Here is a 12,905-nt window from a genome sequence, read left to right as displayed (position 1 = left end):
AGCCCGCAGTGATAGCCGCACGGGCCGCATTGTCCACCGGCTTGCCGCGGGTCGCGGGGCTATTGTTGCCGCGCGGCCAGCGCAGGATCGCGCGGGCGGGTGCGCCCTACTCGGCCGGGACCCGGCCTTCGGGGTCGGGGCGGGCAAGGCGCAGCCGCTCGACCAGCACATAGATCACCGGCGTCAACAGCAGCGTCAGGATGAAGGCCATGCTGAGGCCGCCGACGATCACCGCGCCGATCGCCTGCCGGCTTTCCGCGCCGGCACCGGATGCGCGGGCCAGCGGAACGGCGCCGAGTACGGTCGCGATGGTTGTCATCAGCACCGGGCGCAGCCGGGTGACCGCCCCTTCGCGCGCGGCCTCGACCAGCGGGCGGCCCTCATCGCGCAGCTGGTTGGCGAACTCGACGATCAGGATGCCGTTCTTGGCCATGATGCCGATCATCAGGATCATGCCGACCTGCGAGAAGATGTTGACCGTCCCGCCCGTCAGCAGCAGCGTCAGCACCGCGCCCGCCAGCCCCAGCGGCACCGTCAGCATGATCGTCAGGGGCGTGCGAAAGCTTTCGAACTGGGCGGCAAGCACCAGAAAGACGATCGACAGCGCCATCACGAAGACCATCGCGATGCCGCCCGAGCTGTCCAGATAGTCGGCCGCCTGTCCCTCCCATGCCAGCACCGCGCCGGCCGGCAGGTCGGCCATCGCCTCCTCTACGGCGCTCATGGCGTTCGCCAGATCGACGCCATCCGCAAGGTCCGCCTCCATCTCGACCGAGATCAGCCGGTCATATCGGTTGATCTCGGGCGCGGTCGCGCCGGTCTGGACGCTGGCAAAGGCCGACAGCGGAATCAGGTCTCCGCGCTCGTTGCGCAGCATGACCGCCAGCATGTCATCGATCGAATCGCGGTCCTCGGGCGAGGCCTGCAGGATCACCGGATACTGGCGGCCGTCGCTGCTGTATTCGCCAACGGTGCGCGAGGCGAACAGGACCTGCAGGGTCTGGGCGACCGTCTCGGCGTCCAGCGCCAGATCCTGCGCGCGGGTCCGGTCGATCGACAGGTTGGCGCCGGGCTGGTTGGCCGCAAAGCTGACCTCGACCGAGGCGAGGCGCGGGTCGTCCTCCAGCGCCGCGGCCAGCTGCGCCGACCATGCCGCGGTGCGCGCGGTGTCCGGCCCGCCCAGCATCCAGCGGATCGACCCTGACGCGCCGCCGATGCCCAGCCCGCCGGTGGGCCTGATGAAGGTCTCGGCCTCGGGGATGGCGGCCATCTGCGGGCGCAGTTCGCGGATCAGCTGGTCGACGCTGATCTCGCGATCCTCCCAGGGGGCGAGGTTCACGAACAGCAGCGCCCGGCGCAACTCGCCCCAGGTGCCGACGATGGCGGTGACATTGGTGATCGTGCCATCGGCGCGGCGGGGCTCAAGCAGGGCCTCGACGCGGCGCGTGGCGGCATCGGTATAGGTGAGGTTCGCGCCCTGCGGGGCCGACAGGATGATGCGCAGCCCGCCCCGGTCCTCGTCCGGGGTCAACTGACGCGGCAGGTTCTGGAATACCGCGAAGGAGGCGGCGATCGCGAAGGCCGTCAGTGAAAGGATCGGCACCGGCCGCGCGATAACCCGGTCCAGCACCGCGCCGTAGCCGCGTTCCAGCCAGCCGATGACGCGGTTCACGCTGCGGGTCAGCAGGTTCGGGCGATCCTCGCGCGGCATCGCCCATGCCGCCAGCACCGGCGACAGGGTCAGCGCGACGAAGCCAGACACCGCCACCGCGACGGCCAGCACGATGCCGAATTCGGCGAACAGCTGCCCGATCTCGCCCTGCATGAAGCTGACCGGCACGAAGACGGCGATCAGCACCGCCGTCGTCGAGATGACGGCAAAGCTGACCTGGCCCGCGCCGCGCCGGGCGGCCTCCGCCCGGCTTTTGCCCATCGCGCGGTGGCGCTGGATGTTTTCCAGCACGACGATGGCGTCATCGACCACGAGGCCGATGGCCAGGATCAGGGCGAACAGCGTCAGGATGTTCACCGAAAAGCCAAGCGCCATCATCGCCAGCCCCGCCCCGAGGGCCGAGATCGGGATGGTGACGACCGGCACGACCGACAGCCGCATCGAGCCGAGAAACAGGAAGATCACGGCGGTCACGAGGGCCACGGCCTCGGCAAAGACCTTCAGTACCTGCCGGATCGAACTTTCGATGAACTGCGCCTCGTCCGAGGTGACGATCAGCGACATGCCCTCGGGCAGGGTCGGCCGGATGCGGTCAAGTTCGGCGCGCACCGCGGTCGAGATGGCGACGGTGTTGGCCTGCGCCTGCGGCTGCACCCCCATTCCAAGCGCCACCAGCCCGTTGGCGCGAAAGATCGAATCGCGCTGCTCGGGGCCCTCGGCAATCTCGGCGACATCGCCCAGTCGCAGCGGGCGCACCCCATCGTCGCGGATCACCACCTGCCGAAAGCTGTCGGGGGTCGTAAAGCGCGTCTGCGCCAGCACCTGCAACTGGCGCACGCCGGTCTCGATCTCGCCGGCGGGCAGTTCGATGTTGTTGGACTGCAGGCTGGCGATGATGTCGCCGGTGGTGATGCCATAGGCCGCCATCCGCGCCTGATCCAGCCAGATCCGCATCGCCGGCGACCGCTGGCCGTAGATCACCGTGTTGGCAACGCCCGGCAGCCGGGCCAGCCGGTCGACCAGGAACCGGTCGGCATAGTCCGACAGCTGCAGCGGCGTCATCGCCGGGCTGGACAGGCTGAGCCGCAGCACCGGGTCGCCCTCGCTGTCGTTCTTGTCGACGCGCGGCCGGTCCGCGGCGTCGGGCAACTGGTTGGCGACGCGGTCCACGGCGTTGCGCACGTCGTTGGCGGCGGCGTCGATGTCGCGGCCCGGATCGAAGGAGAGGACCGTGCGTGTCCGGCCGCGTTCGGATTCGGTGGACATCGAGGTCATGCCCGAGATGCCGGCCAGCGCGCCCTCGATGACCGAGGCAACCTGGCTGTCCACCACGTCCGGCGCCGCCCCGACATAGTTCACCCGCACGGTGATCTGCGCCGCCTCGACCTGCGGCAGTTCGCGCACCGGCAGGCGCGAGATGGCGACCGCGCCGATGAGCACGATCAGCAGGTTCAGCACGGTGGCGAGGACGGGGCGGCGCAGCGACAGGTCGGGCAGGCTCATCCGTCCGGCCCCGCGCCGCCGGCGCCGTCATGCGCCAGGTCGTCCTGCCCCTGCGGCACGGCCTCGATGGCCATGCCCGCCGACAGGCGGTGCAGGTTCGAGACGATGACCCGTGCCGATGGCGGCAGGCCCGAGCGCACCTCGATCAGCCCGTCCTGCTGCTGGCCTGTCACGATCTCGGCCTCGCGGGCCACGCCCCCGTCGGCCAGCATCACCAGCGTGCGATCGCCGTCCACGCTGAGGGCGCGTTCCGGCACCGCCGGCTGGCGGCGCTCGTCAAGGACCAGTTGCACCTGCAGGAACATTCCGCCCGCAAGCGCGCCATCCGCGTTCGGCATCCGGGCCCGCAGCGCGACCGAGCGCGTGCCGGGATCCACACGGGTGTCGATGCCGCTGATCTCGCCGGTGAAAATCCGGCCCGGCCACGCGGCCGAGGTCAACTCGACCCGCTGGCCGAGGCGCAGGCGCGGCAGCACCGTTTCGGACAGGCTGAAGGCGATCTCCAGCGCGGAAAGATCGTCCAGCGTGGCGATGCGGGTCGAGGTCTCGATCAGCTGGCCCTCGACCAGATCGCTGAGCCCCACCACCCCCGCGAAGGGCGCGCGCACCTGGCGGTCCTCCAGCGCCGCGCGGGCCCGGTCGTGTTCGGCCTCGGCCCGCAGCAGGGTGGCGCGGGCGGTCTCGTAGGCGGCGGTCGAGGCGCTGCCGCTGCGCCGCAGCTGTTCCTGCCGGTCGAAGGCCGCCTGAGCCTCGGCCCGCGTGGCCTCGCTGGCCTTCAGGTCGGCCTGCTGGATGCGGTCGTCCAGCGTCAGAAGCACCGCGCCTTCGGCAACCCGGTCGCCGGGGCGGAAGGCGATGGTGTCGATGCGTCCGCTGGCATCGGGCATCAGTTCGACCGCGCGGGCCGCGCGCGCGGTTCCGACGGCGCGCAGCACCTCGACAAAGGTCAGCATCTCGACCGGGACCGTCTCGACGGGCAGGGCTGCAGCCTCGGTGCCGCGGCGGCTTTCGGCGCCGGCGTCCGAGGCCGCCATCAGCCGGTCGGTCACATGCAGACCGCCCGCAGCGGCGATCAGAATGACAATGAGGCCCGAAATCGCCCTGATGGCGCGCACAAGCTCCCCTTTTCGGGTGTGATCGGTGGCGTCGTTCATCCCAGAGTTACCCGGCGCGGCCGGCGGGGCAACTGATAATCCCGTGTGCCGCCCGCCTCGCCGCGGGCCGGCGATCACCGCGGCATCGGCGAGACCCCGAACAGAAGCGGATGGGCATGCAGCAGGGCCAGCCATGCGACGGCCGCCAAGGCACCGCGGATCGCCAGAGGGCGCCCGTTGGCCCGCCACCATGCGCGCCGCGCCAGCGGGCGCAGCGACAGGATCGCGCTGTTGTCGAAGAAGGCGGGCCCTTCCCGCCGGCGGGCGCGCGCCTCGAACAGCGCGATGGCAGCCAGCGACATCGCCGCGAAGCCTCCGAACAGGATGACATGCGCCAGATCGCCATTCGGCGCGAGATGCGCGCCCGCCCACAGACCAAGCGCGATCAGCAGGGGATGCCGGGTGATGGCGGCAAGGCCGGGCCGGTCGGCATCGAAGCTGGCATTCGGCCGGGCGCCGGGTGTATGCGGCTGGTCGATCCCCATCCCCAGCACCGCCAGCAGCAATGCGACCGGCATCGCGAGGCTGGGGATCCAGCGGGCTTCGGCCGTCTGCGGCCACAATTCGACATGCGGCGCCCGGCCCGCCGCGTCGATCAGCCAGATCAGGATGGCAAGCGAGACAAGGCCGTAGAGCACGAAGTAGCGCCCGCGCCCCAGCCTCGCGATCATGCGCCCCCGCAGGCCGCCGAGGCGTGGCAGGAAATGGCTGCCTGCAAACAGCGCCATGGCCAGCGTGAATTCACCCCAACCCGCCATGCCGACCCTTCCTTCGCCGGGCCATTTCGCCCTCGGCGCGAGCATGGATCAGCCGCCTTGCGGCCGCAACCGCCGGCCCCAGCGATGCCGCCGCCCGGCTGGCCTGACGCGGCGGGGCAGGGCATAAGGGGCGAGATTGCACAGGAACCCCGGCATGAGCGACGACTGGACCCGACAATTTCCCGGCCTTTCCCGGCTGGACCCCGCGCTGCGCGAGGTTCTGCTGCGTGAAAGCACGCTTGTCAGCGTCCCCGAGGGCGCCGTGATCTTCGGGCCCCACACCAAGCCCGAGAGCCTGCTGCTGCTGCTTGATGGGCGGGTGCGTGTGCAGCAGCTGTCCGAATCGGGGCGCGAGATCGTCCTCTACCGGGTCGAGGCCGGGGAAAGCTGCGTGATGACCACCGCCTGCCTTCTGGCTCATGAGGAATATTCCGCCGAGGGGCTGGCCGAGACCGCGGTGCGCGCCGCGGCCATCCCGCGTGCCGTCTTCGACGGGCTGGTGGCCGCGTCGGTCGAATTCCGCACCTTCATCTTCACCGCCTATGCGCGCCGCATGGCCGACCTGTTTCTTGTGATCGAGGAAATCGCCTTCCAGCGTCTCGACATCCGGCTGGCGCAGAAGCTGGTGGAACTGGCGCGGGGAACCGGCCAGATCCGCGCCACCCACCAGCAGATGGCGGCCGAACTGGGCACCGCGCGCGAGGTGGTGTCGCGGCTGCTGGGCGAGTTCCAGCGCCGCGGCTGGATCGCCCGGTCGCGCGGCGTCGTCGCATTGACCGACATTCCCGGCATCGAGGCGCTAGCGGCGCAGGACCAGGCCTGGCAGCGCAGCCGGCCTGCGTGACTTAGTTACCGACAGCCCCCGCCCCGGCAGGCTATGCAGGACCATCACCTGATGCCCTGGGGCAGCCATGACCATCAACGATCGGCAGTTCGGATCGCCTGATTCGGTTCATCCTCGGCACCGCGCTGCCGGGCACCACGACCTGCCGCCGCTGACCGCGCCGGCCATCCAGACGAGGACGACCATGAGCCAGTATTCGATCGACATGTCCATCAGGCCCGAGGTCACGGGCTTCTTCGATCCCGCCACGAACACCATCAGCTATGTGGTGCGCGACCCGCAATCGACCTCGTGCGCGGTGGTCGATTCGGTCATGGACATCGACTATGCCGCCGGCAGGATCACCTACGATCACGCCGATGCCATCATCGCGCATATCCGCGAACACGGCCTGACGCTGGAATGGATCATCGAGACCCATGTCCACGCCGATCATCTGTCGGCCGCCCCCTATATCCAGGCGGCCCTTGGCGGCAGGATCGGCATCGGCGACAAGATCATGGTCGTGCAGGAGACCTTCGGCAAGATCTTCAACGAGGGCACCGAGTTCCAGCGCGACGGCAGCCAGTTCGACGCGCTGTTCGCCGATGGCGATGTCTATCATGTCGGCCGGATGCCGGTGGTGGCCATCGCGACGCCGGGCCACACGCCCGCCTGCATGACGCATGTGATGGGCGACGCGGCCTTTGTCGGCGACACGCTGTTCATGCCCGATGGCGGTTCGGCGCGGGCGGATTTCCCGGGCGGGGATGCCGGGACGCTGTATGACAGCATCCAGAAGGTGCTGGCGCTGCCCGACGGGATGCGGCTGTTCATGTGCCACGATTACGCCCCGGGCGGCCGCGATATCCGGTGGGAGACCAGCGTGGCCGAGGAGCGCGCCCACAACATCCATGTCGGGCAGGGCCGGTCGCGAGAGGAGTTCATCCGCTTCCGCACCCAGCGCGATGCGACGCTGGACATGCCCCGGCTGATCCTGCCCTCGCTGCAGGTCAACATGCGCGCGGGCGAGCTTCCGCGCGATCCCGACGGCCGGCCGATGCTGAAGGTGCCGGTCAACGGTCTCTGACCCCTGTTCGCGGAGAGAAACAGATGGACGCAAGGATGCTTTCGCCGCGGATCGCGGTGGGCCCGCAGGTGGTGCCCGGCGACATGGCCGCGCTGAGGGACAGGGGCTACCGGTCGCTGATCGTGAACCGGCCCGACGGCGAGGCCGCCGACCAGCCCGACTTCGCGACCCTTCGCGAGGCCGCGGCCGCGGCCGGGATCGAGGCGCGGCACATTCCCGTGGCCGGCGGCATGATCCGCGACAGCGATGTGACCGCCTTCGGCACCGCGCTGGAGGAGATGCCGGGGCCGGTCATGGCCTGCTGCCGTTCGGGGATGCGCTCGGCCACGCTCTGGGCGCTGTCGCAGGTCGGACGGATGCCCGCGGCGCAGATCCTGGCCGCAGCGGGGGCGGCGGGCTACGACCTGTCGGATGTCGCGCGCCGCATGTCGGACAGCGGGGTCGCGCCGCCCATGCAGCAAGGCACCCTTCGGTCGCGGTCCACATGACCCGCGCCGCCGCAAGACACGGACCAGACCGGTGAAGCCGATCCGAGAATTCTTCCCGATCCTCGACTGGGCCAGCGATTACGGTCGCGCGGCGCTGGCCGACGATCTGCTGGCTGCGATGATCGTGACGATCATGCTGATCCCGCAATCGCTGGCCTACGCCCTGCTGGCCGGGCTGCCGCCCGAAGCGGGGCTTTACGCCTCGATCGCGCCGATCCTGCTGTATGCCGTGTTCGGCACCAGCCGTGCGCTGGCGGTCGGCCCGGTGGCGGTGGTGTCGCTGATGACCGCCGCGGCGGTCGGCACCATCGCCCAGCAAGGCACCGCGGGCTATGCGGTCGCGGCCCTGACGCTGGCCCTGCTGTCGGGGGCGATGCTGATGGTGATGGGGGTGCTGCGGCTGGGCTTCCTGGCGAATTTCCTGTCCCATCCGGTCATCTCGGGCTTCATCTCTGCCTCGGGCATCCTGATCGCGACCAGTCAGCTGGGCCATCTGCTGGGCATCGGCGCGGCCGGACACAGCCTGCCGCAGATGCTGTCCGCCCTGCTGCGCGGCCTGCCGCAGGTCAATCCGGTGACGCTGGCCATCGGCGCGGCCGCGCTGGCCTTCCTGTTCTGGGTGCGGCGCGGGCTGAAGCCGCTGCTCCGCCGCCTGGGGATGGGCGCGCGGGCCGCCGATGTCGTCGCGAAGGCGGGGCCGGTGCTGGCGGTCGTGGCCACCACGCTGGTGGTTCGCGCCCTGCGGCTGGACGAGATGGGCGTGCGGATCGTCGGCGAGGTGCCGCGTGGCCTGCCGCCGATGACGCTGCCCTCGCTCTCGTCGGATCTGGTCCGAGCGCTGCTGGTGCCGGCGCTGCTGATCTCGGTCGTGGGCTTCGTCGAGTCGGTGTCGGTCGCGCAGACGCTGGCCGCGCGCCGCCGCCAGCGGATCGATCCCGACCAGGAACTGATCGGCCTTGGCGCGGCCAATCTGGGTGCGGCCTTCACCGGCGGCTTTCCGGTCACCGGCGGCTTTGCCCGTTCGGTGGTGAATTTCGACGCGGGCGCCGCGACCGCGGCGGCCGGTGCGTTCACCGCGCTGGGGCTGGGTGTGGCGGCGCTGGCGCTGACGCCGCTGATCCATTTCCTGCCCGTCGCCACCCTGGCGGCGACGATCATCGTGGCGGTGCTGTCGCTGGTCGATGTCTCGATCCTGCGCCGGGCATGGGCCTTTTCGCGCGCCGATTTCGTGGCCGTTGCGGCCACGATCCTGCTGACACTGGGCGTCGGCGTCGAGGCGGGCGTGCTGGCGGGGGTGGTCCTGTCCATCGCGCTGCATCTCTACAAGACCTCGCGCCCGCATGTGGCCGAGGTGGGACTGGTCCCCGGCACCCAGCATTTCCGCAACATCCTGCGCCATGAGGTGCTGACCGATCCCGCGCTGGTGATCCTGCGCATCGACGAAAGCCTGTATTTCGCCAATGCCCGCTATCTCGAGGATCACATCGCCCGTCGGGTGACGCCGGACTGCGCGGTGCGGCATGTGGTGCTGATGTGTTCGGCGATCAACGACATCGACCTGAGCGCGCTGGAAAGTCTCGAGGCGATCGCGCACCGGCTGCAGACCATGGGCGTGCGCCTGCACCTGTCCGAGGTGAAGGGGCCGGTGATGGACCGGCTGAAGGCCAGCGACTTCCTGCGGGACCTGACCGGCCGGGTGTTCCTGTCGCAATATGATGCCTGGCGCGACCTGGCCGGGGCCGATCAGAATCGCAGCGTGGCGCCGATCACCGGGCCGGTCATCGCGCCTTCGAACAGGCTGCCATCCTCGTCGTAATCGACGTAAAGATGCCGCCAGCCGATCGACAGATACAGCCGGTCGCTGGCCTGGAAGTTGGCGGTCACGGCGGCCTGCCAGGTCAGCTCCGACCCGACCCCCAGCCCGCCGATATCGGCATAGGACAGCAGCGACCAGCGGTCCGACAGCTGCGTGTTCACGCGCAGCGCGATGATCGGATCGACGAAGCTGGCGCCCGGCGCGACCGACAGGACCGGCGAGACGACCTCGCCCTCGACCTTCCATGCGCGCAGGCCGGCGAGGATGTCGAGGGTGGTTCCTGCGCCCGCATCCATCCGCCGCCCCGCGGCCAGCGTGGCCGAGCGCAGCCTGACCTCGCCCGAGGCGGGGATCCCCGGCGGCACGATGCCGGCGCGCGAGGATTTCGAATATGTCAGGTCGCCGAAGACCACCAGATCGCCGCGCCGCGCCAGCGCGGTGGCGAAGAACGCGCCGTCCAGATCGTCCAGAACGTCCGACAGGGACTTGTCGAAAGACAGGGTCGGCGCCCCGGCGAAGGGCGTGAAGTCGCCGCTGACCCCGGCACCCCAGCCATAAAGCGTGACCTGCCCCGACCAGTCCTCGGCCAGAAGGGGCGCGGGCGCGGTGGCGCCGGCGGCGGCGATCAGCATGGCGGCGGCGCGACGGCGAAGACATGGGACTGCCGGGATCATCAAAGCTGCTCCTTGAAGATGCGCCCGCCCTTCATGACCAGGCGGAGATTGGCGTCCGGGTCGGACAGGAAGTCGAGGTCGCGCTCGGGGTCGCCGTCCCAGACCAGCAGGTCGGCCAGCGCATTGTCGGCGATCACGCCCAGCCGGCCGTCATAGGGCGCACGTTCGCCGGACAGCGCAAGCAGCTGCCCCGCGGCGCCGGTGGCCAGCCGCAGCGCCTCGAGGGGTGGCATGAACCGGGTCAGCTTGGCCAACTGGCGCCCCTGGCTGGCCGCCCCGCGCGGGTTGAACAGCACATCGGTGCCGAAGGCCATGTTCACGCCCTCGGCCCGGCCCTGCTGAAATGCACGCACCGTGCCCTCGGCCACGTCGCGCTGCTTGGCCTGACTTTTCGGGTCGCTGTACTGGTTGGCATCGTCATCGGCCAGGAAGGGCTGGATGCTCCACCAGACATCGGCCTCCGCCATCGCGCGGATGGTCGCCTCGTCGGCAAGCTGGCCGTGCTCGATCGACCTGACCCCGGCTTCAATGCAGCGCATGATGCCCTTGGGCGTGTAGACATGGGCGCAGACATAAGTGCCCCAGTCCGCCGCCGCCTCGACCGCGGCGCGCATCTCGTCCAGCAGGTACTGCGCGGTGTCCAGCGGATCATAGGGCGAGGCGACGCCCCCGCCGGCCATGATCTTGATCTGGCTTGCCCCGCGCATCAGCTGTTCGCGGGTCCGGCGCAGCACTTCGTCGCGCCCGTCCGCGATCGCGGCGACACCGCTGCGCTCGATATGGTCGGCACCATCGCCGGGCATGCGTGGCAGCAGGTTCAGAAGCCGGAAGTCGCCGTGCCCCGAGGTTTGCGACAGCATCGCGCCCGAGGGAAAGATCCGCGGGCCCGTCACCGCGCCCTGGTCGATGGCCATCTTGAGGCCGAAGACCGGCCCGCCGGTATCGCGCACGGTGGTGAAGCCGCGCATCAGCGTGGCGCCCGCCTCGCGCCCGGCCATCAGGTGGACCCAGCCGACATCCTGCGTCATCGCGGCGATCTGGCTGATCCCGACCAAGGTCGCGTGCCAGTGGCAGTCGATCAGTCCGGGCGTCACGCTGCGACCGCCGCAGTCGATCACCTCTGCACCCTCGGGGCCGGTGCCGGCCGCCAGCAGCCCGGCAATGCGGCCTTCGGCGATCAGGATGTCGCGGCCGGTCTGCATCGAGGGCGTGGTGCCGTCGAAGAAGCGCAGATTGGTCAGCAGCGTCGGCCGGCCGGGCGTCTGGGCCCGCAACTCGCGCGGCGCGAGGCCGAAGCCCGCGAACAGGCCCAGCACCGCCGCGGTTCCCCCCAGAAAGTGCCGGCGCGTCAGGTCCGCCTCGATCCGCGCCATTGCCCGGGCGGTCTGCGGTGCCCCGCAGAGGCAGGGGTCCAGCGCCGCGGCGCCAGCCGCGGCCTTCTCGCAACAGGTCATGCACATGATCTTGGCCTGCTCCTTGCGGGAGAAAGGTCACATCGTCGCCGTGGTCGCTTGATGGCACCAGACTGCTGAGAAATCACATCAAAATCAAGCCTGAATTCCCGGGTGTCATCTGCCGGCCAGATCGCGCCACGCCGGGATGGCGCGGCACGAGGGCATGGACGGGTCAGTTGCAGCCCGAATGATCCTCGCCCCTGCCGGCGATGTAGATGACCGAGGGGGTGTTGCCCGAACCACAGACAAAGACGCCCACATCGAAGGGCCGTCCCTCGCGGGCCATGCGGGCAAGCCGCCCGCGGTCGTTGCCGCCCGCCGCGACCATCGCCGGGATGCGGGCGCGCAGGTCGCGGTTGGCGAAGACCGGATCGGATTCGTCATTCGCGTGGCGAATGCCGAACCGGTGGTAATTCGCGCGATCCTGCTGCAAGGCGCCACCAAGCGACCGGATCGGCTGCCCGCTGGAACTGCGCAGGTCCTCGGGTCCGATCCGCGCGAGGTAATAGGCGAACTGGGTCCATTCCTGTGCCGGCGAGGCCGCCGGCAAGGCGGCAAGAAAAAGGGCAATCGTGACAGCGCGACGCATCGGCATCTCCTGGATTCAGCTGTGGGTCAAGATACTCCGTAGCAGGGCGCCGCCCGGTATGGGCGGGCACTAGGCCAGCATGATGGCGCGGGGTTTCCGTCTTGGCAAGGATAGCGGCTCAGGCGTGGCGCGCGTCGATTTCCTCGGCGACCAGCCGTTGCAGGGTCCAGATGTATTCGTCGTGGATGCCCAGCGCCTCGAGCCCGCGGGCCGTGCGCAGCAGGTATTCCGCGCCCGATCCCGCCGCGCCGGCGGCCGTCGCCAGCCGTCGCGCCTGTTCCTGGACCGTCAGGCGCAGCACCGGGGCATCGACCGGATCGGCATAGAAGGTCAGCGCGGTTTCGCGGCCGCGATCCGTCTCGACCTCGATCCAGCAGGCGTTGGCGGCCAGTTCATGCGCGACCAGTTCGCGGCGCAGGATCGCCCGCAGCGCCTCGGCCTCGCTGGCGACTGCAATCTCGAGCAGCAGGCCTTCGCAGCTGCCGCCCGAGGCAAGCGCCAGCATCAGGCCCGGCCGCTCGGGCGTCCCCCTGAAATGATCCAGCGACAGCGAGAAATCGCGATGCCAGCCGATCGCGGTGGCGCGGCGGCGGCCCTGAACCTCGAAGCCGGGGTTCCAGATCAGCGAGCCGTAGGCGAAGATCGGAACCGGCCGCGGCCGTCCGTCGGTCAGCCGCGCGGCCAGCCGGTCCAGATCGTCATCCTGAAGCATCTGCCAGGAGGGGTCGTGCAGCAGCCCGTCGGCCGGGGGCACGCGGGCGACGTGATGATCGGACAGCACGAGGGGGATGGGGCGGGGCATCGGGCACCTGTCGGCGGGACGGATATGGCAACGGATCTGTCGCAGGAAATGCGGCCGCCTCCAAGGGGGGCGACAGTCGGAT

At 69.9% G+C, this 12,905-nt stretch carries 11 protein-coding genes; 4 read left to right on the top strand and 7 right to left on the bottom strand.

Going from position 1 to position 12,905, the window contains the following annotated elements; genetic code table 11:
• Nucleotides 1–106: 106 nt before the first annotated feature.
• From Q5Y72_RS09925 to Q5Y72_RS09915, 3 genes are all read right to left on the bottom strand, one after another.
• Nucleotides 107–3,175 carry an efflux RND transporter permease subunit gene (locus tag Q5Y72_RS09925; RefSeq protein WP_305963252.1) on the bottom strand — a complete coding sequence of 1,023 codons (3,069 nt, stop codon included), beginning with the start codon at nucleotides 3,173–3,175 and terminating at the stop codon, nucleotides 107–109.
• The gene (locus Q5Y72_RS09920; RefSeq protein WP_305963251.1) at nucleotides 3,172–4,329 is read right to left on the bottom strand and encodes an efflux RND transporter periplasmic adaptor subunit; all 1,158 of its coding nucleotides are present in this window, start codon (nucleotides 4,327–4,329) and stop codon (nucleotides 3,172–3,174) included. Before Q5Y72_RS09920 ends, Q5Y72_RS09925 begins: the two co-directional genes overlap by 4 nt.
• Before the next feature lie 74 nt (nucleotides 4,330–4,403).
• On the bottom strand, nucleotides 4,404–5,087 hold the full coding sequence (locus Q5Y72_RS09915) for an NnrU family protein (protein WP_305963250.1): 684 nt from the start codon (nucleotides 5,085–5,087) through the stop codon (nucleotides 4,404–4,406).
• 154 nt (nucleotides 5,088–5,241) lie between these two features.
• On the opposite strand from Q5Y72_RS09915, the gene Q5Y72_RS09910 reads away from it, so the two are divergent.
• From Q5Y72_RS09910 to Q5Y72_RS09895, 4 genes are all read left to right on the top strand, one after another.
• Complete coding sequence (locus Q5Y72_RS09910; protein ID WP_305963249.1) at nucleotides 5,242–5,931, top strand: Crp/Fnr family transcriptional regulator; 690 nt, start codon at nucleotides 5,242–5,244, stop codon at nucleotides 5,929–5,931.
• A 184-nt stretch (nucleotides 5,932–6,115) separates the two neighbouring features.
• On the top strand, nucleotides 6,116–7,000 hold the full coding sequence (locus tag Q5Y72_RS09905; RefSeq protein ID WP_305963274.1) for an MBL fold metallo-hydrolase: 885 nt from the start codon (nucleotides 6,116–6,118) through the stop codon (nucleotides 6,998–7,000).
• A gap of 35 nt (nucleotides 7,001–7,035) precedes the next feature.
• Nucleotides 7,036–7,488 carry a protein tyrosine phosphatase family protein gene (locus Q5Y72_RS09900; RefSeq protein ID WP_305963248.1) on the top strand — a complete coding sequence of 151 codons (453 nt, stop codon included), beginning with the start codon at nucleotides 7,036–7,038 and terminating at the stop codon, nucleotides 7,486–7,488.
• Nucleotides 7,489–7,528: 40 nt separating this feature from the next.
• The gene (locus Q5Y72_RS09895; RefSeq protein WP_443147230.1) at nucleotides 7,529–9,304 is read left to right on the top strand and encodes a SulP family inorganic anion transporter; all 1,776 of its coding nucleotides are present in this window, start codon (nucleotides 7,529–7,531) and stop codon (nucleotides 9,302–9,304) included.
• Here the strand turns inward: Q5Y72_RS09895 and Q5Y72_RS09890 are convergent.
• The 4 genes from Q5Y72_RS09890 to Q5Y72_RS09875 all read right to left on the bottom strand — a co-directional run bounded on the left by Q5Y72_RS09890 (nucleotide 9,232) and on the right by Q5Y72_RS09875 (nucleotide 12,823).
• Nucleotides 9,232–9,936 (bottom strand): hypothetical protein, encoded by a 705-nt coding sequence (locus tag Q5Y72_RS09890; protein WP_305963246.1) that lies wholly within the window; start codon nucleotides 9,934–9,936, stop codon nucleotides 9,232–9,234. The genes Q5Y72_RS09895 and Q5Y72_RS09890 overlap by 73 nt on opposite strands.
• A 41-nt stretch (nucleotides 9,937–9,977) precedes the next feature.
• A complete protein-coding gene (locus tag Q5Y72_RS09885; protein WP_305963245.1) occupies nucleotides 9,978–11,432 on the bottom strand; it encodes a metal-dependent hydrolase family protein in 1,455 nt (484 codons plus the stop codon).
• Nucleotides 11,433–11,604: 172 nt separating this feature from the next.
• The gene (locus tag Q5Y72_RS09880) at nucleotides 11,605–12,021 is read right to left on the bottom strand and encodes a hypothetical protein (RefSeq protein ID WP_305963244.1); all 417 of its coding nucleotides are present in this window, start codon (nucleotides 12,019–12,021) and stop codon (nucleotides 11,605–11,607) included.
• 118 nt (nucleotides 12,022–12,139) lie between these two features.
• A complete protein-coding gene (locus tag Q5Y72_RS09875; protein ID WP_305963243.1) occupies nucleotides 12,140–12,823 on the bottom strand; it encodes a gamma-glutamylcyclotransferase in 684 nt (227 codons plus the stop codon).
• Nucleotides 12,824–12,905: the final 82 nt, after the last annotated feature.

Source organism: Paracoccus spongiarum (assembly GCF_030732095.1).
In the GTDB taxonomy this organism is placed as follows: Bacteria; Pseudomonadota; Alphaproteobacteria; order Rhodobacterales; family Rhodobacteraceae; genus Paracoccus; species Paracoccus spongiarum.
Note: the sequence above shows the minus strand (reverse complement) of the source record. Positions and strands in the feature narration are given on the sequence as shown.